The organism is Natronincola ferrireducens (genome assembly GCF_900100845.1).
GTDB classification, from domain to species: domain Bacteria; phylum Bacillota; class Clostridia; order Peptostreptococcales; family Natronincolaceae; genus Natronincola_B; species Natronincola_B ferrireducens.
In genome coordinates, this window is the sequence record NZ_FNFP01000003.1 from 281,083 (window position 1) to 305,093 (window position 24,011).

The 24,011-nt window shown below is 33.7% G+C and carries 17 protein-coding genes; 14 read left to right on the forward strand and 3 right to left on the reverse strand.

Annotated elements, in window-relative coordinates; genetic code table 11:
• Nucleotides 1–260: 260 nt before the first annotated feature.
• From BLS22_RS09605 to nifJ, 9 genes are all read left to right on the forward strand, one after another.
• Nucleotides 261–1,235, forward strand: coding sequence for a sulfurtransferase (locus BLS22_RS09605; RefSeq protein WP_090553519.1), 975 nt, complete (start codon nucleotides 261–263; stop codon nucleotides 1,233–1,235).
• A gap of 103 nt (nucleotides 1,236–1,338) precedes the next feature.
• On the forward strand, nucleotides 1,339–3,150 hold the full coding sequence (locus BLS22_RS15515) for an FAD-dependent oxidoreductase (RefSeq protein WP_208974690.1): 1,812 nt from the start codon (nucleotides 1,339–1,341) through the stop codon (nucleotides 3,148–3,150).
• Nucleotides 3,150–3,935 carry a heterodisulfide reductase-related iron-sulfur binding cluster gene (locus BLS22_RS09615; RefSeq protein ID WP_208974691.1) on the forward strand — a complete coding sequence of 262 codons (786 nt, stop codon included), beginning with the start codon at nucleotides 3,150–3,152 and terminating at the stop codon, nucleotides 3,933–3,935. Before BLS22_RS15515 ends, BLS22_RS09615 begins: the two co-directional genes overlap by 1 nt.
• Nucleotides 3,936–3,954: 19 nt before the next feature.
• Nucleotides 3,955–4,635, forward strand: a complete 681-nt coding sequence (locus BLS22_RS09620) for a TVP38/TMEM64 family protein (protein WP_090553520.1) — start codon at nucleotides 3,955–3,957, stop codon at nucleotides 4,633–4,635.
• Between the two features lie 347 nt (nucleotides 4,636–4,982).
• Nucleotides 4,983–5,450 (forward strand): C-GCAxxG-C-C family protein, encoded by a 468-nt coding sequence (locus BLS22_RS09625; RefSeq protein WP_090553521.1) that lies wholly within the window; start codon nucleotides 4,983–4,985, stop codon nucleotides 5,448–5,450.
• A 239-nt stretch (nucleotides 5,451–5,689) separates the two neighbouring features.
• Entirely contained in the window at nucleotides 5,690–6,628 is a 939-nt protein-coding gene (locus tag BLS22_RS09630; RefSeq protein ID WP_176762123.1) for a sulfurtransferase, read from the forward strand.
• Nucleotides 6,629–7,312: 684 nt separating this feature from the next.
• Nucleotides 7,313–8,539 (forward strand): uracil-xanthine permease family protein, encoded by a 1,227-nt coding sequence (locus tag BLS22_RS09635; protein WP_334292619.1) that lies wholly within the window; start codon nucleotides 7,313–7,315, stop codon nucleotides 8,537–8,539.
• Between the two features lie 168 nt (nucleotides 8,540–8,707).
• The gene (locus BLS22_RS09640) at nucleotides 8,708–9,190 is read left to right on the forward strand and encodes a peroxiredoxin (protein ID WP_090553524.1); all 483 of its coding nucleotides are present in this window, start codon (nucleotides 8,708–8,710) and stop codon (nucleotides 9,188–9,190) included.
• 115 nt (nucleotides 9,191–9,305) lie between these two features.
• Nucleotides 9,306–12,836 (forward strand): pyruvate:ferredoxin (flavodoxin) oxidoreductase, encoded by a 3,531-nt coding sequence (gene nifJ, locus BLS22_RS09645; RefSeq protein WP_090553525.1) that lies wholly within the window; start codon nucleotides 9,306–9,308, stop codon nucleotides 12,834–12,836.
• Nucleotides 12,837–12,923: 87 nt separating this feature from the next.
• On the opposite strand, the gene BLS22_RS09650 is transcribed toward nifJ, so the two are convergent.
• On the reverse strand, nucleotides 12,924–13,091 hold the full coding sequence (locus tag BLS22_RS09650) for a CDIF630_02480 family spore surface protein (protein ID WP_090553526.1): 168 nt from the start codon (nucleotides 13,089–13,091) through the stop codon (nucleotides 12,924–12,926).
• Between the two features lie 193 nt (nucleotides 13,092–13,284).
• Nucleotides 13,285–14,394 (reverse strand): TMEM165/GDT1 family protein, encoded by a 1,110-nt coding sequence (locus BLS22_RS09655; protein WP_090553527.1) that lies wholly within the window; start codon nucleotides 14,392–14,394, stop codon nucleotides 13,285–13,287.
• 484 nt (nucleotides 14,395–14,878) lie between these two features.
• On the opposite strand from BLS22_RS09655, the gene BLS22_RS09660 reads away from it, so the two are divergent.
• The 5 genes from BLS22_RS09660 to BLS22_RS09680 all read left to right on the forward strand — a co-directional run bounded on the left by BLS22_RS09660 (nucleotide 14,879) and on the right by BLS22_RS09680 (nucleotide 22,802).
• Entirely contained in the window at nucleotides 14,879–15,916 is a 1,038-nt protein-coding gene (locus tag BLS22_RS09660) for a serine hydrolase domain-containing protein (protein WP_176762124.1), read from the forward strand.
• A gap of 30 nt (nucleotides 15,917–15,946) precedes the next feature.
• Entirely contained in the window at nucleotides 15,947–16,729 is a 783-nt protein-coding gene (locus BLS22_RS09665) for an undecaprenyl phosphate translocase family protein (RefSeq protein WP_090553529.1), read from the forward strand.
• 411 nt (nucleotides 16,730–17,140) lie between these two features.
• Nucleotides 17,141–18,943: a diguanylate cyclase domain-containing protein gene (locus tag BLS22_RS09670; RefSeq protein ID WP_090553530.1), complete on the forward strand. Its 1,803-nt coding sequence runs from the start codon at nucleotides 17,141–17,143 to the stop codon at nucleotides 18,941–18,943.
• A gap of 59 nt (nucleotides 18,944–19,002) precedes the next feature.
• Nucleotides 19,003–19,752, forward strand: a complete 750-nt coding sequence (locus BLS22_RS09675; protein ID WP_090553531.1) for a response regulator — start codon at nucleotides 19,003–19,005, stop codon at nucleotides 19,750–19,752.
• 122 nt (nucleotides 19,753–19,874) lie between these two features.
• A complete protein-coding gene (locus tag BLS22_RS09680) occupies nucleotides 19,875–22,802 on the forward strand; it encodes an insulinase family protein (RefSeq protein WP_090553532.1) in 2,928 nt (975 codons plus the stop codon).
• A gap of 129 nt (nucleotides 22,803–22,931) precedes the next feature.
• Here the strand turns inward: BLS22_RS09680 and BLS22_RS09685 are convergent, their stop codons facing one another.
• Nucleotides 22,932–23,318: a hypothetical protein gene (locus BLS22_RS09685; protein WP_090553533.1), complete on the reverse strand. Its 387-nt coding sequence runs from the start codon at nucleotides 23,316–23,318 to the stop codon at nucleotides 22,932–22,934.
• Nucleotides 23,319–24,011: the final 693 nt, after the last annotated feature.

Below are 24,011 nucleotides of genomic sequence, written 5' to 3' on the forward strand. Positions count from 1 at the left end.
AATTACAAAATACTTGTTAAATGTTTAACTTGTAATAAATTATCCTTATACATTATAAATAATGTTTATTATTTGACAAACAATTTTTATTATATAATGAAGTTGTAAAGAAATTAACAAACTATTTCTAAACAAAAACAATGGAAATTTAAAATAAAAGGGGGTAGTCAGTCAAGTAAAATAACGTGTTAAAGTTAAGGGTTACTTATTTCACAGAAATACTTAATTAAAACTAAAATGAAGAATAAGGGGGAATTTGTGTGAAAAAAAATAAATTATGGATTATTTTATTGGCGGTAGTAGTTCTTGTTGGTGGGGGGTATTATGGCTACAGACAAATGTTTGGTGTTAAAAAAGTGGTAGTTGCTGCATCGGAGCAAATGGATAAAATATCTGAATATGCCAATCCAAGTGCTTTTATTACACCACTACAATTAAAAGAATTAATAGATAACCAAGAGGACGTTGTTGTAATTGGAGCACTGGACCCTATTAAAGGTGATGCGCCAATTGCAGGTTCTTTCACAATGTGGCGACCAGACTATTCAGCGGCACAAGGTGTTTACGATTTTGGAGGTATGAGAAATACCATTGAAGAAACAGAAGCCATTCTTTCTGGCTATGGAGTAACCCCTGATACAACCATTGTTGTATACGCATCTAACGCTCATCATGATGCCGCAAGATTATGGTGGCAGTTTAAGTTATTAGGTCACGAAGATGTTAGATATTTAGATGGTGGATTAAATGCTTGGGTAGGGGCAGGATATCCAACTGGTGGTGGAAATCCAACGGTAGAAGCAACAAACTATAAAGCACCAAATCCTTCAGAAATGTTAATAGCAAGTTTTGATGATGTTGTTGCAGCATTAGGAACAGATACTGTTATTATTGACACCCGAGGTGCTGAAGAAGAAGATGGGAGTACAACCCTAAGTGGTGCTTTTGGACCTGGAAAAATTCCTGGTGCTGTGTGGATTGAATGGACGGAAGCTTTAAATGAAGATACTACGTTAAAATCAAAAAATCAGCTTCAAGCATTATATGGTGATTTAGAGGATAAAAAAGTTATTACCTACTGTCAATCTGGTGTACGTAGTGCCCATACATTACTTGTATTAACCCAAGTATTAGGTTATGAAGATGTAATGAACTACGATGGATCTTGGATTGAGTGGAGCTATGAGCATTATGAAAACAATAATCCTCTAGCTCAAGTAGAAAATGGAAACTAGGTAAAAACTGAAACAAGATAACTTAATCTAATCATGCTATGTGATTAGATTAATCTTGTCTTTACTTATTCAATTAAGACATATATCAAAACGTGGAAGGATGATGATGGTGAGTACTGTGATGAACAATGTAGTTTTTAGCGAAGTTATTATTAAAAATGCTGAAAAAATAGTAAATGACTGCATGGGACTTGAAGATGCATATTGTCAGAGTAGATGTCCAATGGGTACGGAAGCAAAAAAATATGTTAATTTAATAGCTGAAAAAAAGTATGATGAAGCAATTAAAGTTATTCGTGAAAAGCTATTTTTACCAAATACCTTGGGTAGAATTTGTGCCCATCCATGCGAAAAAGACTGTCGAAGAGGGGTGGAATTTAACCAACCTATTGCCATAGCTGCTCTTAAGCGTTTTGCAGCTGAAAAGGCAGATGATGAGGCTATTTGGGATATAACAACAGAAAAAGCAACGGGAAAAAAAATTGCCATCATTGGGGCTGGTCCTGCAGGGGCCCAAGCTGCCATAGATCTTAGAAAAAAAGGCCATACCGTAACTATTTTTGATAAGTTAAATGTGGTGGGGGGCATGATGAGGGTCGGCATTCCTGAATACAGACTACCTAGACATATTATTGATTATGAATATAGTTACCTTAATAAGCTTGGGGTTGAATTTAAACTTGGTGTAGAAGTAGGCAAGGACATTAGCTTTAAAGGATTGACAGAAAGTTTTGATGCAGTATTATTGGCCCATGGTGCCCACAAGGGAAATATTATACCAATGCCAGGTCATAAAGCAGAGGGGGTATATCCTGCAACCGAATACTTAAAGGAAATAAGTCTTACAAGACAGTTTCCTAGAGGTGGAAAACGAGTAATGGTAATCGGTGGTGGAGATGTTGCTATGGACTGTGCCCGTTCATCATGGAGAATAGGGGCTGATGTAGTTTATCAGTGTTCTTTGGAGGATCTAGAAAATTTACCTGCATCACAAGAAGAAATCCATGAGGCATTAGAAGAAGGAGTAATATTTAATGCTGGATGGGGTCCAACTGAAATTTTTGAGAAAGAGGGTAAAGTAACAGGAATTAAGCTTGAAAAAGTAAAGTCTATCTTTGATGAAGAGGGGCGATTTAATCCTCAATATGAAGGGAAATCAAAAATCATAGAAGTAGATACTATTATTATGGCAACAGGTCAAGTTGTAGAAGACATCACAGAAGGTGTCCTCCCACAAACAAGGGGTGGAAGATATGAAGTAGATAAAGATACCCTTGCTACCAATATGGAGAATGTATTTGTAGCAGGAGATGCAGCTGGTGGATTTATTGTTGTTGAGGCTATGGCGTTAGGAAGGAAAGCAGCCATCAGTATCGACCGATATCTAAAGAAACAGGACCTTAAGGCTGATAGGAGCTTTAAGTTTGAGTGGTTCTACGAAACAAAATTAGATATACCTCTACCAGAAGGTACTGAGGATAGACAAAGATTATACACTAATATGCGCCAGGCAGAAGAACGGAAGAAGGACTTTGATCAGTCAGACCTTGGTTTTACTGAGGAACAAGCAATTGAAGAGGCCTCTCGTTGTTTAGCTTGTGAATGTAAGCTTTGTATGAAGGAATGTGTTATGATGAATGATTTTGGAAGTTGTCCAAAGGATATTGTAGAAGGGTTGACAAAAGAAGGTAGGATGGAGGCTTTATTAGCATACTCATGTAATGCATGTGACAACTGTACAATTGTATGTCCCCATGAATTACCAATGAAGGACATTTTTATTGGTTCCCGTAAAGATTTTGTTAAAGCTAACAAGGGCGAATCACCAATGAAAGGTCATAGAGCTATTAAAGTCCATCAACTACTTGGTTTTTCCAAGATATTTACTACTAAAGTTCGAGGAGGTAAGAAATAATGACAATAAAAATAGACAAGAATAAACGTTATGGATTTATGCCCGGATGTAGTTTGCCATCCTATAGTCCAGAGGCAGTAACAAAGACAACAGCCTATTTAGATTCTGTATTTCCTCGATTTTCAGCAGTTCAAAAATGTTGTGGTAAGCCAACTAAAGCAGTGGGACAATATGATCTATTTAAAGAAAGGTTTGCAGATCTACAAAAAGACATGGACGATGTAAATATTGAAGAAATGATTGTAGCTTGTCAAAGCTGCAAACTAACCTTTGATGAAGCAAGCACAACACCAACCCATTCCCTATGGGAAATCCTTCCTTTGATTGGTCTTCCAGAAGAACTAAGAGGGAAGGCAAAGGGCAGTGATGTAGTATTTACCATACATGATTCCTGTTCAACTCGACATATGACTAAACTCCATGATGGTGTTCGATGGATACTAACAGAACTTGGTTATAAGTATGTGGAATCAAAGTGCTCTCGGGAAAAGACAAGGTGTTGTGGCTTTGGTGGAATGGTAGTGCCTGCAAATCCTGAAGTTGCTGAAAGAGTTATGAAACGTCGTGTAGAAACCCTAGACAGTGAATATGTAGTTGTCTACTGTTCTGCTTGTAGATCTTCTATTCTGAAAGGGGGTTCAAAGGCCTGGCATATTTTAGATCTAGTTTGGGGACCTGTAGTGCATCTTAATGATGAGCCACCAGTAGATGTGTTGGCATCACCGATTAAATCCTGGATTAACCGTTATAAATCTAAGGTTGGTATAGCTAAAGTAGTTAAATAACTTAATAGGAGGAAATAAAATGAATAAGAAGTTAAAGACAATTATTATGATCGCTGTTTTAGCCCTAGTTTTTTATGGCATTTATTCAATAGGACTGATAGATACTCTAAAGGATTTTGACAAATTCCAAGCCTTAATTAAAGATGCAGGTTCTCTTGGCTATGTTATTTATATCTTAATATTTGTTGTGGCAGCGGTATTTTCTTTGCCAGCAAGTGTAATTACCATTAGCGGTGGTATTGTATTTGGTCCAGTACTTGGTGCACTTTTAGCACTATTAGGGGCAACCATCGGTGCTGTTGCAGCATTTTTAGTAGCTCGATATATTGCCAGAGGATTTATTGTAGACAAATTTGGTAAGAATGCAATGTTTCAAAAGGTAGAGGAAGGGGTTGAAAAAAATGGGAAGGATTTCTTAATTTTAACTCGACTGGTACCTGTTTTCCCCTATAATATTCAAAATTATGCCTATGGTGTTACAAATATTAACTTATTTACCTATGCTATTATTACCTTTATTACCATGGCCCCTGGTGCGTTTGTATATGCATATATGGCAGGAGAAATTGCACAAAATGGTATTACAACTTCCTTTTTTATTAAATTACTTATAGCAGGGATTGTATTATTTGGTGCTTCTCAAGTTCCAAAAATATTTGCAAAGAGAAAAGGAATTAATATGGAAACAATCAATAAATAAAATCAAGAAGGTTTTTTATGAAGGTTTTTTATAAAAACATTTCAATTTCTATTGTTTGAAAAGAAATCTTAATATGCAAATGTTTTTAAAATAAAGAACAAGGTAGAAATATAAGGCTTTATTTCCCCCAATTTTATATATCTATTAAAAACCGTCTAGAAATTTCTAGACGGTTTTTAATAAATATTAGCATTATAAATAATCTGCAATAAAAATATAGAAACTCTCTATCATAAAATAATAATAACACATGATATACTCAAGTAAGTAGATATCATGATGTGAAATGATTTATTACACAATAATAGAAATTCTATTTTAATAAAGATAGAAGGAGGAAAGACCTTATGAAAAAAAGTAGTGATAAGCTAATCAAAGAAGCTAGATATTTAGCAGAAAGCTATTATAGTAAAGGAAAATATTTATGCTCTGAAGCTATCCTAGCCTCTGTAAATGAAGTATTAGAATGTGGTATGCCAGAAGAATATGTGAAAATGGTATCAGGTTTTCCTGTAGGAATGGGGGGAGCAGGCTGTAGTTGTGGTGCAGTGACAGGTGGCCAGGTGGCACTAGGATTGGTCTACGGAAGAAAAAAGCCTGGTGGGAGCAATAAAAAGATTATGAAACTGTCCAAAGAATTACATGATATTTTCCGTGAAAAATATGGTAGTACTTGTTGTAGGGTTCTTATTAAGGATTATAAGTTTGCTTCTAAGGAGCATATAGAAAGATGTACTAAGGTTACAGGAGATGTTTGTGAAATTGTTATGAAATTAATTCTTGACAATCAGAATTTGCTGTCAAAAATTCTTTAATTTGTATAATTTTGTCAAAAAATATCAAGAGTCTATTTAAATATAAAATTTTATATTAAGTTCTTTTACTAATTAAATTTTGCAACTAAACAGTAATCGATGGGTAAAGTATGATTATGCAACCATAACATACTGTTATGACTACATAACAAATCCTTATGTAAAATATGGAAAAACCTATGATAAAATGAAGATAAAAGATAAATATTTAACAAACATATAAGTTAAGGGGGATGTATATGTTAAAATTATTTAAAAGTATTGTAGCATTATTGATGGTACTTATTCTAGTAGGTTCAGTCGTTGGGTGCACTTCTGAACCTACAGCTCAAGAACCAGTTGTAGAAAGTGAAGAGCAAACAGAGGAAATCACAGAAGAACTAGTAGTAGAGGACAGAGGTTATGCAAGACCAGAAAGCTTAGTCAGTGCAGAGGAATTAAACAATATGGAAAATGTGATTATCGTTGACTTTAGAGATGCTACCTTACCAGGGGGTTACATACCAGGAGCTATTAAAATTGGGAGAGGTGAGCAATTTGCAGAGATAGAGGGTGTAGCAAATATGCTTCCTGATAAAGAAATAATCGAAAGGTTATTAGGAGGTGCAGGGATTTCTAACGATGATACTGTTGTAATTTATGATGGAGATAATGGATTATGGGCTGCAAGATTATGGTGGACCATGAAAGTATACGGCCATGAAGATGTAAGAATATTAGAAGGTGGTTCTGATGCATGGAGGGACGCGGGCTTTAGAACCCAGATGACAGCGGATTCTTTAGAGGCCACAACCTATACGGCTAAAGAAGCAAATACAACTATGATTGCTGATTTAGCCATGATTAAAGAAAGTTTTGATAATGACAACTTAGTGGTACTAGATACCCGAAGTGAAGGAGAATGGAATGATGGAAGAGTTCCAGGGGCGGTATGGATTGAATGGACCAAGGCACTAAATGCTGATGGAACTTTTAAAAACGCTAATGAATTAAGAGAACTTTATGAGTCCAATGGCATTACAGAAAACAAAGAAGCTATCATGCCCCATTGTAGAGCAGCTGTAAGATCAGCCCATACCATGTTTGTTTTAACAGAATTACTAGGCTATGAAAATGTAAGAAACTATGATGGCTCATGGATAGAATATGAAAAATCAGGTGAAGCTATAGAAAAATAAATAGATCAACTAAATCTACAATTTGATATCAGTAGCCCTTTCCTTCAGGAAGGGCTGAATTTTTTGGAAATTACATTATACCTTATAAATAAATATGCTAGAATAATATTAGAAAAAATTCCACTGGTCACATTGATAGAAAAATCAAATACAAAAAGGGAACCACTATGTTTAAGGAGATATATACATTTATTATAACAGCATATAAAGAAAATCAAGAAGTTAAATATGGTAAAATAAAGCATGATTTAGACAACTGGGTGGAATAGAATTAGATGGTATTATTGTTTTTGATTCAAGTAGAGGAAACATATTTCTAAATAGTTATTAGAAAATATAATTTTTTGATAATCTATTGCATGTAGGCAAAAAAAATGATATACTTACTAAGATGAAAATAAAAAGTCTTTAATTCAGTCCAGAGAGGCTGGCAAGATACCGGAATATATAGTAATAATTATTACAAGATTACTATGACTTCTTGCCAGTAGGCAGGAAGTTTTTTATTTGCACTCTGTGAAAGTGACTGACACCAAATCAAAGATTTGGGTCATCTACTTTTCTAAAGTAATACCTTTAAATCAACCCAGTGAGGTTGAAAAGGGAGAAAACAACACTTTTCTCCTTTAACACAAATCAAAGGAGGTTTTTATGATGGCAGAAAACACATTAACAAAAACAACTATGCAAGTAAAAGAAAACACAACGAATTTAGAAAACGCAAAAAAAGTGGTACTAGCTGTCCAGCATTTAATTGCTATGTTTGGGGCAACGGTTTTAGTACCAATCTTAACAGGGTTAGATCCTTCTATTGCACTACTATCAGCAGGGGTAGGAACTTTATTATTCCATCTAGTTACCTACGGTAAGATTCCTGTATTTTTAGGTTCATCCTTTGCATTTATACCAGTAATTCTTACTGTTAGTCAAAATTATGGTGGGGATTTAACCTATGCCCAAGGAGGCATCGTGGTAGCAGGATTGATTTATATATTGATGTCCTTTGCAGTTAAAAAGGTTGGTGTAGAGAAAATCAAAAAATATTTACCAGCTCAAGTAGTAGGTCCTATGATTATGGTTATCGGTTTAAACCTAGTACCTGTAGCTTATGATATGGCATCAGCTCACTTTGTGGTGGCGGCCATCACCTTAGTTACAGCCGTGACCGTTACCCTAAAGGGAAGAGGGTTTTCAAAACAATTATCTATTTTAATAGCCGTAGTAGTAGGATATATACTTTCATTAAATATTGGTTTAGTAAATATAGAAGCAGTAAGAGAAGCAAAAATTTTAGCAATGCCAAACTTTACACTACCTAAGTTTGAGTTAGGAGCAATAGCAATTATTGCACCAGTAGTATTGGCAGTATTCATGGAGCATATTGGAGATATAACAACAAACGGACAAGTTGTAGGTAAAAACTTTATAGAAGAACCAGGATTAAACCGTACTTTATTAGGAGACGGATTAGCAACCTTGTTTGCAGGATTTATAGGTGGCCCTGCAAATACAACCTATGGTGAAAATACTGGGGTACTAGCCATAACAAAGAACTATGACCCAACTATTCTAAGACTTGCTGCGGTATTGGCCATAATTCTAGGATTTGTTGCTAAAGTGGGCGGTTTCCTAAGCACAATTCCAGTACCAGTTATGGGTGGTATAAGTTTGATGCTCTTTAGTATGATTGCTTTAGTAGGTGTAAAAACTATAAAAAACAATGATGTAACCTTTAATGCAAAAAATATAGTAATTATGGCCACTATACTAATACTAGGTTTAGGGTCAGGATATATTGAAACGTATTTAGGTATATCAATTGGTATTCCAATAACTGAACTTGTAAAAATAGAAGGCCTAAGCCTTGCTGCAATCGTAGGTGTTGTATTAAATGCAGTATTAAATAGATAATAATAAAATAATAAATATAAAATCTCTCTAGATACTCTAAGATATGGACTTTGGAGTTTGCTAGGGAGATTTTTATTGAAAAAAAATCGAAGACTACTAACTGATTATCACTGTTGATACTGGGTAATAATTAGAGGAAGAAAATAAACATGTTAAGAGGTGAATAAAATGGAGCAGAAGACAAAAGTAGAAATAGGAAAGAAAGCACCAGATTTTACTTTACCATCAGATATAGGGGAGGAAATGTCCTTAAATGAATTTAAGGGCAAAAATATTGTTGTATTTTTTTATCCAAAGGATCATACTGCTGGATGAACTACAGAAGTCTCTGAGTTCAGAGATCGCTATAATGAATTTAAACAATTAGACACAATGGTTTTAGGAATAAGTAAGGATAGTGTAAAATCCCATGCAAAATTTAGAGATAAGCAAAATCTTCCTTATCCATTACTAAGCGATGAAGAAAAAAATGTACTTAAGCTTTATGGAGTTCTAAAGCCTAAAAAAATGTTTGGGAAAGAGGTTTTCGGTACAGAAAGATCAACCTTTATTATTAATAGAGGGGGCATTTTAGTTAAAGAATATCGAGGTGTGAAAGTAAAGGGACATGTAGATGAAATATTAGCATATATAAAAGATAACGTAGAATAAGCGGTTTAACCGCTTTTTTTTATGTATGATATTTCCAAAAAGTTAAATAATAAGATTTGAGTAATAATATTAGCAACATCCTAAAAAGTATTTATATAGGCAAAGGAGGAAATTTATGGTTAAAAAAATGAAAACAATGGATGGGAACGAAGCTGCTGCATATGTATCCTACGCATTCACAGAAGTGGCGGCTATTTATCCAATCACACCATCTTCTTCGATGGCGGAAGGAGTAGATGAGTGGTCTGCCCATGGTAAAAAAAATATATTTGGACAAACAGTTAAAGTAGTAGAAATGCAATCAGAAGCTGGTGCTGCTGGAGCCGTCCATGGCTCCTTACAGGGTGGAGCTTTAACCACAACCTATACAGCATCTCAAGGTTTATTATTGATGATTCCTAATATGTATAAAATGGCTGGTGAATTGTTACCTGGTGTGTTTCATGTTAGTGCAAGGGCTATAGCCGCCCACGCCCTATCCATATTTGGTGATCATCAAGATGTCATGGCTACTAGACAAACAGGATTTGCTCTATTGGCATCCAGTAGTGTCCAAGAGGTGATAGACTTAGGAGGAATCGCCCACTTAGCAGCTATTAAAGCAAGAGTACCCTTCCTACACTTTTTTGATGGTTTTAGAACCTCCCATGAATATCAAAAGGTGGAAGTAATAGAATATGAAGATTTTGATAAACTTGTGGACTATGAAGCAATTAAAGAATTTAGAAATAGAGCCTTAAAACCTGAAACACCAGTAATAAGAGGAACAGCACAAAACCCAGATATTTATTTTCAAGGTAGAGAGGTTGCTAATCCTTATTATGATGCAGTACCTGATATTGTAGAAAATTATATGCAAAAGATTAAAAAGATCACAGGGAGAGAATATCATCCCTTTGATTACTATGGTGATGAAAATCCCGAAAATATTATTATAGCAATGGGTTCAGTATGTGACGTTATTGAAGAAACCATAGATTATCTAAGGACAAAGGGGGAAAAAGTGGGGGTCATAAAGGTAAGATTATTTAGACCTTTTTCTCCTAAATATTTTTTCAATGTTTTTCCTAAAAGCGTTAAAAAGATTGCAGTCTTGGATAGAACCAAGGAACCCGGTGCCTTAGGGGAACCTCTATACGAAGATATAAGAAATCTTTTCTATGATAGACCAGAAAATCCTATTATTGTAGGTGGAAGATATGGTTTAGGGTCAAAAGATACAACACCGTCCCAAATTTTAGCTGTATTTAACAACCTTAAAAAAGATAATCCTAAGAATCATTTTACAATAGGCATAGTAGATGATGTATCCAATACTTCTTTACCTGAAGAAGATATTGTTGAAACATCTCCAGAAGGTACAATTCGATGTAAGTTCTGGGGTTTAGGCTCCGATGGAACGGTAGGAGCAAATAAAACGGCTATAAAGATTATAGGAGATAAAACTGATTTATATGCTCAAGGGTATTTCTCCTATGATAGTAAAAAATCAGGGGGTACAACCATTTCTCACCTACGCTTTGGTAATAAGCCTATTAAATCTCCTTATTTGGTGTACAATGCTGATTTTATTGCTTGTCACAATAAATCCTATTTACATCATTATGATTTATTAAAGGGGTTAAAGAAGAACGGAACCTTTGTGTTGAATTGTCCATGGCCTCAAAATGAGTTGGATGACAAAATTCCTGCATCTATTAAAAGATTTATAGCAGAAAAAAATATCAACTTCTATATAATTGATGCTGTAAATATTGCTCAAGAAATAGGCTTAGGGGGCAGAATTAACATGATCATGCAGGCTGCTTTCTTTAAACTGGCCAATGTAATCCCTATAGAAGATGCGGCAAAATATTTAAAGGAAGCAATCGAAGATACCTACGGGAAAAAAGGAGAAAAAATTGTTGAAATGAATTATAAGGCAGTAGATAGGGGGGTGGAAGGATTAGTTAAAGTTAATGTACCATCAAACTGGATAAATGCTAAAGATGAAAACATACCTATCAAGGAAGAGCCTGATTTCGTAAAAAATATTCAAAGACCTATAGCAAGACATGAAGGCGATGAACTGCCAGTCAGTGCCTTTAAGGGTATGGAGGATGGAACATTTCCCCTTGGAACAACAGCCTATGAAAAAAGAGGCATTGCTGTTATGATACCTCAATGGCAGACAGAGCAATGTATTCAATGTAATCAATGTGCTTATATTTGTCCCCATGCCGTTATTCGCCCCTTCCTATTAAATGAAGAGGAAATGAAAAACAAATCGGAAGCCTTTGAAACAAAACAGGCTATAGGAAAGGGATTAGAAGGATTAGAATATCGCATACAAATTACACCATTAGATTGTACAGGATGTGCTAACTGTGCAGATATATGTCCAGCACCTAAAAAAGCGTTAGTGATGGTGGATGCAGAAAAGGAAGTTGAAAGACAAAAAGACAACTGGGAATTTGCCCATAACAATGTAACCTACAAGGATTATTTGATGGACAAGAAATCTGTAAAGGGCAGTCAGTTCGCCCAACCATTACTAGAGTTTTCTGGAGCTTGTGCAGGATGTGGAGAAACTGCCTATGTAAAGCTTTTAACACAGCTTTATGGTGATAGAATGCTGATTGCCAATGCTACTGGATGTTCCTCTATCTGGGGAGCCAGTGCACCATCGACATCTTATACCACCAATGCAGAAGGAAGAGGACCTGCATGGGCAAACTCCTTATTTGAAGACAATGCTGAATTTGGTTATGGCATGTACTTAGCTTCGAAACAAATCAGACAAAGGCTGGCAGACTTAATGTTACAGGCTATAAACAGCGATTTAGATGCTGATTGCAAAAATGCTTGTAAAGAATGGTTAGAAGCAATGGATGATGGAGAGAAATCAAAAACAGCTAGTGTCAGATTAATTAATTCAATAAAAACCCATGGACATCATGACAATCCAATAATTAAAGAGATTTTAGATAAACAGGATTATCTGGTGAAACGATCTGTTTGGATTGTTGGTGGAGATGGTTGGGGCTATGACATAGGATATGGTGGATTAGATCATGTTTTAGCTATGGGGGATGACGTAAACATACTTGTTATGGATACCGAGATTTACTCCAACACAGGTGGTCAGGCCTCAAAGGCTACACCAACCGCTGCTGTTGCAAAATTTGCTGCATCAGGCAAAAAAATTAGAAAAAAAGATTTAGGGATGATGGCTATGAGCTATGGGTATGTATACGTTACTCAAGTTTCCATGGGAGCTAATATGAACCATACTATTAAAGCCATTAACGAAGCTGAATCCTATAAAGGTCCATCACTGGTAATTTGTTACGCTCCTTGTATTAGTCATGGCATTAAAACCGGTATGGGTACAACTGTAGCTCAAGAAAAGAAGGCGGTAGAAGCAGGATACTGGCATCTATATCGTTATAATCCAGAGCTAAGGGAACAGGGCAAGAATCCATTTGTGTTGGATTCTAAGGAGCCAAAAGAATCCTTTAAAGCCTTTATAGAAGGAGAAATAAGATATTCCCAGATTATGAATATCTTCCCTGATATTGCAGAAGAGTTGTTCGATGCAGCAGAGAAAAATGCAAGAGATAAATATGATACCTATCGACGATTAGCTGAAATGCAGTATCAGTAAAGCTGTAATAGAAAAGGGACTAACAAACTAGTCCCTTTTCTAAAATTTCAATACTGAATTTACTGGTTAATATTACCAAATATCCTTTTACTTTTGATTTGTATCAACATACTCCTTAGCATTTCGCACTTCTATTTCATCAGGAATAGGAACTCTTGATTGGGGCTTTAAATCTTTAATATTAGCCCATGCAGCTGTTTGATGATTTTCAATAGTTCGATCCCTATGATTTTCCTTAAACTTATTTTTAGCCATAAAAATCCCTCCTTAATACTTATTATTCACAATGAAGGCTAAATCTATGATTAAATCTATTGTATAAAATTTATCTGAAAAATTTAGGATTTCAACATAAACGATGTTAAAGATGAAGGGCGATATTTTTTACAATATAAACTACATAATAATCAAAAAAAACAGACCACATAACTGTGGTCATCCTATACATTTAGTGGGATAAAGAAGGTTTATTGGTAAAAAAGTTTTGTTCTAATGTCTCAACTTCTTTATAGTAAGCAGCAGCATCACCAGTAAAGGGCAAACTTTTTCCAAAGTATTGACGCTCTAAAGTCTCTCTTGCGATATTCCCTACACACCTTTCTTCATGCTTAGAACAATGGAGACAGGTCTCTATTGTTACTAATAGGCTTTGCTTTAACTGGTCTCTATCCAAATCAATCGTTTGAACATCTGCTTGGATGTGGATTTTATTTGGTAGTACATATTGATTTTTTTGTCTAGCTTCCTTCAGCATAGCTTTTACTAAGCTGATAGAACATTGTTGATTTTGGCAAGCTTGACATTCATCTCCTTGTGAACAAACAAAATTAAGAGATTCTTGGATCTTTAAAGTGTTTAAATAAAGTTCTTGGGCTGTTTCTTTTAATCGAGTATTTTTATGACCTCTATTTTTAACCATAGGTTTTAGTAGATATAACAAAATTCCTGTTAAAGTCATAAAAAATAGGGTAGTATTTGTAATGGTAACATAGTGACGAGGAATTGTTTCCCATAATTTCATAATACCAAATAGAAGGAAAACACCAGATGATGCTAGTTTTATTGCTATTTCAGGTATATTTTTACCTATCTTACTACCTATCCATATACCTATACCGCTGGTTAAAACCATTCCCAATACTGTACCTATCAATATAAAATGGGGATAAGTGGCTTGTGATGCTAGAGCAATTGTAGTTAATTGGGTTTTATCTCCCAACTCTCCAATAAAAAAAGCTGTGGCTACAGTCAAAATAGGACCATATTTATTTGTTGATTTTTTGTTTTCTTCTTCAGTATCTTCTACTAGTCCCCAAAGACCAAAGATAATAAAGGAACAACCGGCTATTAGTTGAATAAGAGTTAAAGAGATGGTTTTCGATAGATAAAAACCTATAAAAACTGCCAAAGCATGATTGGCTAGAGAGCCAAATAATACTCCTAATAAAACCTTTTTAGCGGGGTATTTAGTAGCAAAGGTCATGGCTAGTATTTGTGTTTTATCCCCCATTTCAGCAAGGAAGATAAAAAAACAGGCATAAATAAGTTCGGTAATCATAACTAATCCTCCTATTAGGTCAATTTTCTCTTTATAAATGATTAAACATAAATCTTAATGAAAAATACTAAGTGATAGCCTTTAGAAAAAGGGATTATAACTTCTAGTCCCATATCTAGGGGCTGGGGCGCAGGAACCTGTGTTTTTTACTAAGGTTAAGAAATTAATTGTCGATAAAAAACGACACAGTGATATTCCTACATGGATACCCTAGTCTCGTTGTTTTTAAATATATTTTGCTGAATAGTATTAGAGAAGCTTTAACAATTTTTCATAATATCAATAGTATAGCATAAATGGATTAGGCAGACAAATAAAACATACAGGCTATATAAATGCAATGGTAATACGAAGACTTTTGTAAAAGGTAAGAATTTAAAAGTTCAACTATTACTATAATTAATGATAGGAATACTTCTGATACAAAACAAAATATGATAGAATGAAAATAAAACATACTATAATAAAAAAGGGGTTTATAAAGATGGGGAATAGAGAAAAACAATTAGAAGATTATATAGAAAAAACTATGTTTTATCAAGATATCCCAGGGGTTGCTATGGTCATTACAGATAAAAACAAAATTATATACAGTAAAGGATTTGGTATCACTGATATATTATCTAAAAAGCCTGTAACTGAGAAAACAATCTTCCATATGGCTTCGATTACAAAGCTTTTTGTTGCTACAGCTATTATGCAACTGGTGGAAAAAGAAAAAATAGACCTTCATAAACCAGTGACCCATTATCTTACACATTTTTCCATAGAAGATAAAAGATATAAAAAAATAACTGTTCTCCAAATGCTAAGTCATACCTCCGGCATCCCTGATTGTGAAGATTATGGATGGGATAGACCAGAATATGATGATGAAGCTCTAAAACGTTATATTACTGGTTTAAAGGATATACACTTAATTAGTGACCCTGGTAAAGAATTTCACTATAGTAATATAGCCTATGAAATACTTGGTTACTTGATTGAGGTAGTTTCTGATATGACCTTTGAAGATTACATAAAGAAGCACATTATAGAGCCTTTGGAAATGGAGGATAGCACCTTGCTTTCTAGAAGCCAAAGTGATGAAATGGCAAAGCCCCATAGCAAGAATCAAGACAAAAAAGTGGTTCTATCCCAAGTTTTCCCCTATAATCGCAGACATGCCCCTAGTTCAACCCTTACTTCAAATCTAGTAGATATGAGCAAATGGGCAATAGTTAACTTAAATAGAGGTGTATTCCAGGGAAAGAAGATACTAGGAGAGAGTAGCTATAGGCTTATGTGGTCCCCCACGATGAACATAAAAGGAGAAGAACAGAAAATAGGCTTAGGTTGGTTTTTGAGTAAGCAAGGACAGTACGATATAAAGGGTCATGAAGGTAGTGATATAGGCTTTAGAACAAGCTTTGGAGTAATACCTGAACAATCTCTAGGAATTGGTGTATTTGCCAATATGGACAATGTATCCACTAGAAGAATCATGAGAGCCGCATTTGATATTATATTAGGTGTGGAGTAAAAAAACTATAGAAAGTAAGTGGAGGAAACCATGCATTCAATTATCCAAGGAATTATTTTAGGATTTATTATTGTATTACCAGGCATGAGTGGGGGAACGGTATTTGTTATTTTTGGCATATATGAAAGTATGTTAAAGGATCTAGTAAAGCTTAATGTAAAGCCCTATCTTCCTTTATTAGGGGGGGCCCTTGTGGGTATTTTGGGGGGTGGAATGGTTTTTGCACTATTCTTTGAATCCTTTAGAGATGAAACTGCTATTTTTTTGATGGGATGCTTGATAGCATCTATTAGAGCCGTGTTAAATTCCTGTCCAAAGTTAAATTTGAAAAGATTTCTTTTTTTAGTAACTGGACTTTTAATGGGCTATTATGTAGGTGGAGAGCCAATTGGTATTATGATGAATCGAGAAGAAGTAAGTTGGGTCCTCCTAATCGTTGGAGGAGCTATATCCAGTGCCGCCATGATTATTCCTGGTATACCTGGTAGCTCCGTTTTGATTGCTTTGGGACTTTATGATAATATGCTGTATTATATAAAAGAGCTAGCAATAGTAAACCTATTATTTTTTGGAATTGGAAGTCTGTTAGGAATGTTCCTTTTAGTGAACCTTATTAATAAAATATATGAAAAGTATAGAAGTTACATTTCCTACTGTTTTGCAGGTTTAATAGCTGGTTCTTCAAGGGCTCTTCTACCCTATTCCTTTAAACCTTCTATTGTACTGATTTTTATCGCCGGTTTTGCCTTAGTATGGATATGGAGTGGTAAAAAAGAATACTCATCCGATAAACTTAGAGAAGATGGAGCATAAAATAATGTTGTCATATTTTTATGAACAAGCAAATACAATAATAAAAAGGCTCTAGGATATTGGGTGGAGGTGCAAAAGGTGAAGGTATTTGTATTTGCAGGAAAGATAAAGGATTTACGAAAATACTTAAAGGCATGGAGAATAGAAGGAAATAAACAAAACTATTAAATCACCCCTGTAACCTCGCATTTAAGCGAGGTTTCTTCACTTTTTCAAAACAAATAAGTGAAAATAAAGGAGATATAGATAATAGTAAGATTACTATCTTTTTACATAGCTAAGCTTTTCTATATGTTGGAAAAACCAAAATAATGTGATAAAATAATGTGATAAAATAATGTAATAGTATTATAATTTTATTGTAGGATTATAGTCACTATACAAAATAATTTTCCTGAAGTAGGTGTGACAATGGAAAAAATACGGATTTTGGTTGTAGAAGATTGTAAGATTACTTCCAAAACAATTCAAAAAAGCTTATTAAGCCTAGGCTATAAAGTTGTAGAAATAGTTACATCGGGAGAAGCCGCTGTAAATGCTTGTTTTTTGCATAAACCGGATTTGATTTTAATGGATATCGAAATTGAAGGAAATATGAATGGGATTGAAGCAGCTGATAAGATAAGGTTATCCTTTGATATTCCTATCATCTATTTAACAGCCTTATCTGATGAAGATACCCTAACACGAGCTAAAGCAACAGGAGGATTTGCTTATTTAATAAAACCTTTTAGAAAAAGGGATTTATATGCCAATATAGAGATGATTACCTATGCCCATAAAATGAAAAGGAAGGCCAAAGAAAATGAAGTGAAATATCGCAATATTTTTAACAATATGTTTGAGGGTTTTGCCTATTATAAAGTTGTATTGGATGAAAATAATATTCCTGTAGATTATATTTTTCTTGAAGTAAATGATGCGTTTGAGAAGCTTTTAGAGGTGGAAAGAGAAAAAATCATAGGAAAAAGTATAAGGGAAGTATTTGAATCTAATGAAAATAATGGTTTTATTGATGAAATGGGAATTCTTCAAGAGGCCATAGGAAAGGAAAAAAATTTACATATTCATGAACACTATTTTAAAAAAGTACAAAAGTGGATTTCTATTACTATCAGTATTCCACAAAAGGGTTACCTCTCTATACTTTTGACAAATATAACAGAAAGAAAAACCTCAGAAGAAAAACTTAAATATCTAACATTCTATGATAAACTAACGGGACTTTATAACCGTGCTTATTTTGAAGAAGAACTAAAAAGATATGACACAAAAAGACAGCTGCCATTAAGTGTGATTGTTGGGGATATTAATGGGCTAAAGCTAGCAAATGATGTGTTTGGTCATAAGGAGGGAGACAAGCTTTTAATTAACGTAGCTCAAAAGCTGAAAAAAAGCTGTCGCTCAGAAGATTTAGTGGCAAGATGGGGTGGAGATGAGTTTGTTATTTTGCTACCTAAAGCTGATGAAGAAGCCGTTAAAGATATTTGTGCTAGAATAAGAGAAGCCTGTAGGCTGGAGGATGATTGTTTAATTCCCACAAGTATAGCGTTAGGCTTTGTTACTAAGAGTGATGAAGAAGATATTTTGGGGCTTTTAGTAGAGGCAGAAAATAAAATGTATAAAAACAAATTATTAGAAAGCAAAAAAGCCCATGAAAACATTATTAATTCTTTGAAACTAAATTTAACCATCAAAACCCATGAAACAATAGAGCATATGAATAATATTAAAGAAAAACTGTTGTTAATGGCAGACTATTTAAAGCTATCTATAAAAGTTAAGAATGAGCTGATGTTATTAGCAGAATTCCATGACATAGGGAAAATTTCAACACCTAAAAAAATATTAAATAAACCGACAACCCTGACAAAAGAAGAATGGGATATTATTAAACAGCATCCTGTTACAGGATATAGAATTGCATCATCCTCCACAAATTTAATTCCAATTGCAGAGGCTATTTTGTTTCACCATGAATGGTGGGATGGTACGGGTTATCCCTTAGGAGTAAAACAAAAGGATATTCCCATCACAGCTAGGTTATTAGCCATTGCAGATGCTTATGATGTCATGACCCGTGGCCGACTCTATAAAAATCCTTTAAGCTCTTGTGAAGCTCTTCGAGAAATTAAAAATTGTGCCAATAAACAGTTTGATCCAGAGTTTGTAGAAATTTTCATTAAGATTATGGATGTAAACACGGTAATATAATAAAGGCACTTATCACCAAAACATGGGGGTTAAGGCCTTTTCCTATAGGAGGAAAAATTATGAAGGATAAAAACAGTAGACCAGTTAACATTTTACTGATAGAGGATGAAAAAATTAATCAAAAGGTAGCACAATCACTATTGAAAAGTAGAGGATGGAGGATTATCACAGCCCTAGATGGCCAAGAGGGAATAGAAAAGTTCAACCAAGAAGATTTTGATGTAATTTTAGTAGATATCCATATGCCTAAACTCAATGGTTTTCAAGTGACTAACAGAATTCGTAGGATAGAGAGACACCAAGGAAGGTACACCCCTATCATAGGTATGTCTGCCAGTGATATACCCAAAGATAAGGAAAAATTCGTAGGTGTAGAAATGGATAGTTATATACTTAAGCCCTTGAGGGCGGAAGAACTTTATCAAACGATAGAAACCTTATTATCAAAATATAAAAGACCCTTATGCCCCATAGATATAGAAGCTGTCTTAGCTAACTTAGAAGGAGATAAAGATCTATTAAAGGAGCTGATAGAGGATTTTATTGAAGAAGAGTATTCGATATTATTATTAAAGGAAATTGAAGAAGCTATTAATCAAAAGGATTATAATAAACTATATAAAAAAGCTCACAAACTCAAGGGTGCTGCTGCTTGTCTTCAAATACAAGGTATTTATGAGATTGCCTACAAATTAGAACAGTGTGGAAAAGCCCTTAGTAATGAAGGTATAGTAGAGATATTTGAAGCATTAAAGAAAGAATATCAAATAACAAAAGATGCTTTAGAAAACTATCGGTGGGAGGATTAGAGGCTGTAAATTCCTACTATATATTTTAAAAAATCCATAGATAAAGAATGTAAAAGCTATAATTTGGGCAAAATGCAATAAAAAGCCGTGTTTTTAACTTTGTTGGAAAGGAGTATTTAACCATGAATTTTACAGTAAACACAAGCTATAACGGTTTTAAACTATTGGAAGAAAAAAAAGTTAAAGAAATAAATTCTATGGCAAGAATATTTGAACATGAGAAGAGTGGTGCAAGATTACTACACATAGCAAATGATGATGATAACAAAGTATTTTCTATTACCTTTAGAACTCCTCCTACAGACAGCACTGGTCTGCCACATATTTTAGAGCATGCTGTATTGTGTGGGTCTAGGAAGTTTCCTGCAAAGGACCCCTTTGTGGAGTTAGCTAAAGGTTCATTAAATACTTTTTTAAATGCCATGACATTTTCTGATAAAACCATGTATCCTATTGCTAGTAGAAATGATAAGGATTTTCTTAATCTAATGGATGTTTATTTAGATGCAGTTTTTTATCCCAACATTTATAAAAAACCTGAAATTCTTATGCAGGAGGGGTGGCATTATGAATTAGATAATCCAGAGGAGGAAATAACCTATAAGGGTGTAGTTTATAATGAAATGAAGGGAGCTTTTTCTTCCCCTGAACAGGTGCTATTTAGAAAAATTCAGGAATCCTTGTTTCCAGATACAACCTACCAATATGATTCTGGTGGAGATCCGGAAGCTATCCCAGAATTAACACAGGAAGAATTTACAGCTTTCCATAAAAAGCTCTATCATCCTGCTAATAGTTATATTTATTTATATGGCGATGGCGACATTATGGAACACCTAAAATTTATTAATGAAGAGTATCTACAAAATTTTGAAAAAATAAAAGTAGATTCTGAAATTACTTTACAGACTCCCTATAAAGAACCCAAAACCTCTTTTGTAGAATACTCTATATCAGCCAATGAAAGGGAACAGGATAAAACCTTTTTAAGTTTGAATTTTGTTGTTGGAAAATCTACAAATCCAGAGCTTCATTTGGCCTTTGACATTCTAACCTATTTATTACTAGAAACTCCAGCAGCACCTCTAAAAAAGGCTCTTCTAGAAGCTGATTTAGGAAAAGATGTGTTTGGCTCCTATGATCATAGCATTCTCCAACCTGTATTGAGTGTTATTGTTAAAAATTCTAATGAGGAGGAGCAGGAAAGGTTTAAGCAGGTAGTTTATGATACATTAAAGGCACTAGTAGATAAAGGTATTGATAAAAAGCTGATTGAAGCATCTATTAACATCTACGAGTTTAAGCTTAGGGAAGCAGATTACGGAAGATATCCAAAGGGATTAATTTACTGTATGAAGAGTATGGAAAGCTGGCTTTATGATGAGGATCCAGTTCTACACTTAACCTACGAAAGTGCTTTAGGAAAAATTAAAACTGCCCTAACAACTAATTATTTTGAAAAGCTGATAGAAAAATACTTACTAAACAATCAACATCAATCTTTGTTAGTTGTAACGCCTAAAAAGGGTCTAGTCCAAGAAAAAGAAGAAGAAGTTAAACAAAAACTAGCAAATTACAAAGCAAAATTATCTAAAGAAGAAATTAACCAGTTAATAGAAAACACCTCTATGCTAAAAAGATACCAAGAAGAACCTAATGATTCTAAGGATTTAGAAAAAATACCGCTACTTTCGTTAAAAGATATTGAAGAAAAGGCAGAGAAGCTTCTACTAATAGAGAAAAAGGAAAATGGTCTACCTATACTGTTACATCCGATGTTTACAAATGAAATAGCATATGTAAATTTATTGTTTGACACTACAACTGTACCTAAAGAGCTTATACCCTACGTTAGCTTATTAAGCTTTATATTAGGAAAAGTTAGTACGGAAACCTATCATTATGAAGATTTATCTAATGAAATTAATATTTACACTGGGGGCATAGATTTTAAGGTTGAAGCCTATTCTTTAAAAAATGATGATGGAACCTACTTCCCTAAACTGATGATTCAATCAAGTGCTTTAGTAAAACAATTACCAAAGCTATTTCATATTATTGGTGAATTAATAGGAGCTACAAAGTTTAACGAAACAAAACGGTTAAAAGAAATAATTCAAGAAGTAAAGTCCAGATTAGAAATGAATATTTTACAGGATGGTCATATTGTGGCAGCAAGGAGAGCCACCTCCTATTTTTCTCCAATAGGACAATATAAAGAGATGTGTACAGGGATTGCATACTATGAATTTATTGAAGAATTAGAAGGAAACTTTGATAATAAGCTTCAAGAAATACAAAGTAATTTAGAAAAGCTAATTAAAATGATTTTTAATCAAGATAACTTGTTGGTAAGTGTAACAATAGAGGAAAAGGATTATAATAAGTTTCAAGAAGCCTTTAAATCTCTTATAAATTATATGGGCAATGAAAAGCTAGACAAACAACAATATCAGTTTGATTATGGTCCTAAAAATGAAGGGTTATTAACCTCCAGCAAAGTACAATATGTAGCTAAAGCCTATAACTTTCAAAAGCTTGGATATGATTACACAGGTCATTTGCAAGTTCTGAAGACAATTATTAGCTTAAATTATCTATGGAACAAAGTAAGAATCACAGGGGGAGCCTATGGGGCTATGGCGGGCTTTAGTAGAAATGGAAACATATATTTCACCTCCTATAGAGATCCAAACTTAGATAAAACATTAAAGGTATATGATGAAGCCCATAAATATATAAGTGAATTTTCTACTGATGAACGGGAAATGACTAAGTATATTATCGGTACTATTAGCAAAATAGATGCACCTTTAACTGCTTCCATGAAGGGACAAGAAGCTACTGCTTACTATATAAGTCAAATTAGTCAAGAGGATATACAAAGAGAAAGAGATGAAGTGTTAAGGACAAAGCCTGAAGATATAAAAAATCTAGCTAGATTAATCAAAGATGTTATGGAAAAAAATTATTACTGTGTATTAGGGAATGAAGGAAAAATACAGGCTAACAAACATATTTTTAAAAATCTAGTAGAGGTATTTAAGTAGATAATCAACGTTAGGATGGGATTAAAAGAGTTAATAGCTTAAAGGCATGAAGATTGAACTACTTATAAAAATAGAAAAAATCTATTAAACAACTAAACTATTATAGAAGAGTAGGGATCCATAGGGCCCCTACTCTTCTATAATGTAAGGTATTTTGATAATATCCCGTTGAATAACTTTATCCCAAAATCTTAGATGAGAGTAGCTACCATAAAAATATGGATTCCCATCCTTCACTTTACCCTTTACACAATCTAGTTTAATAATTGCTAACTCATCTTTGATGGAAGGAATGACCTTAAAAACATTCATAAAATCTGTCAAATCAGTTTCTTCGGTTGTTAAATAAAGGGTCTGACGAATTTCATGTTGACAAATAGAACAGCCCAGTCTATAACTCAAAAACAGCTTAGTATTTAACTCACGACGGATCTGGATTTCGGTAATGGGTATTTGATTACTACAAGAACATTTTAAAAAAACCATTATAGGATATCTAAACTGAAGTTTACGCATAGACAGTACCTCCCTAAAATTTGCAAAAACTTCTTTATTGATACCAGACAATTTCACAATTTAGTGCAAAAATTCAACTATAAATACCTACCTATTAAAATATATAATAAACATACTAGTAATATTAATAAATTAACATAAATAGTATGAAAATTCAATAATTTATTTGATTTTTATCTACTATATTAAAAGCGATGTTAATAAAATAAAACACTAAAAATTATGGGATAATTTATGTAGATTTATGGGTGAGAAGGTTTATCTACTAAAAGATTATTAGCTTTTTTAAAAAAATTATTGACATCAACAAAAACCTATGATAACCTATCTTTTAAAGATTAATATATTAATGACAATAAACCATGAAGGTTTGCACTTAACTGTGAAGAGTTAGGGCTGCTTTTATGGTTTTTATTTTCAAAATTAAAATTTCTAAAAATTAAAATTCATATAAGTCCTTAACTATACCTAACGTTTATAGGAGAGGGCCTATTTGTCGTGCCTTTTTTCAGAAAAAAACAAAATATTTATTGCAAAGGTAATTAAATTATGGTACACTGAAGTCAAAGTTCAAAATAAAATTGTGACAAAAAATAGCATTTTTTTTGACTTTTATTGATATTTTATTAACAATATAACAGAATATTTTTTTCGTGAATTTTGTTAATAAATTATCACAAACCTGTAAATTAC

Coding starts and splice junctions, on each gene's coding strand:
- BLS22_RS09630 (WP_176762123.1), top strand. CDS start 5,690: ATGTTAAAATTATTTAAAAGTATTGTAGCATTATTGATGGTACTTATT.
- BLS22_RS09675 (WP_090553531.1), top strand. CDS start 19,003: ATGAAGGATAAAAACAGTAGACCAGTTAACATTTTACTGATAGAGGAT.
- BLS22_RS09620 (WP_090553520.1), top strand. CDS start 3,955: ATGAATAAGAAGTTAAAGACAATTATTATGATCGCTGTTTTAGCCCTA.
- nifJ (WP_090553525.1), top strand. CDS start 9,306: ATGGTTAAAAAAATGAAAACAATGGATGGGAACGAAGCTGCTGCATAT.
- BLS22_RS09685 (WP_090553533.1), bottom strand. CDS start 23,318: ATGCGTAAACTTCAGTTTAGATATCCTATAATGGTTTTTTTAAAATGT.
- BLS22_RS09635 (WP_334292619.1), top strand. CDS start 7,313: ATGCAAGTAAAAGAAAACACAACGAATTTAGAAAACGCAAAAAAAGTG.
- BLS22_RS09665 (WP_090553529.1), top strand. CDS start 15,947: ATGCATTCAATTATCCAAGGAATTATTTTAGGATTTATTATTGTATTA.
- BLS22_RS09670 (WP_090553530.1), top strand. CDS start 17,141: ATGGAAAAAATACGGATTTTGGTTGTAGAAGATTGTAAGATTACTTCC.
- BLS22_RS09655 (WP_090553527.1), bottom strand. CDS start 14,394: ATGATTACCGAACTTATTTATGCCTGTTTTTTTATCTTCCTTGCTGAA.
- BLS22_RS09615 (WP_208974691.1), top strand. CDS start 3,150: ATGACAATAAAAATAGACAAGAATAAACGTTATGGATTTATGCCCGGA.
- BLS22_RS09660 (WP_176762124.1), top strand. CDS start 14,879: ATGGGGAATAGAGAAAAACAATTAGAAGATTATATAGAAAAAACTATG.
- BLS22_RS15515 (WP_208974690.1), top strand. CDS start 1,339: ATGATGGTGAGTACTGTGATGAACAATGTAGTTTTTAGCGAAGTTATT.
- BLS22_RS09650 (WP_090553526.1), bottom strand. CDS start 13,091: ATGGCTAAAAATAAGTTTAAGGAAAATCATAGGGATCGAACTATTGAA.
- BLS22_RS09625 (WP_090553521.1), top strand. CDS start 4,983: ATGAAAAAAAGTAGTGATAAGCTAATCAAAGAAGCTAGATATTTAGCA.
- BLS22_RS09680 (WP_090553532.1), top strand. CDS start 19,875: ATGAATTTTACAGTAAACACAAGCTATAACGGTTTTAAACTATTGGAA.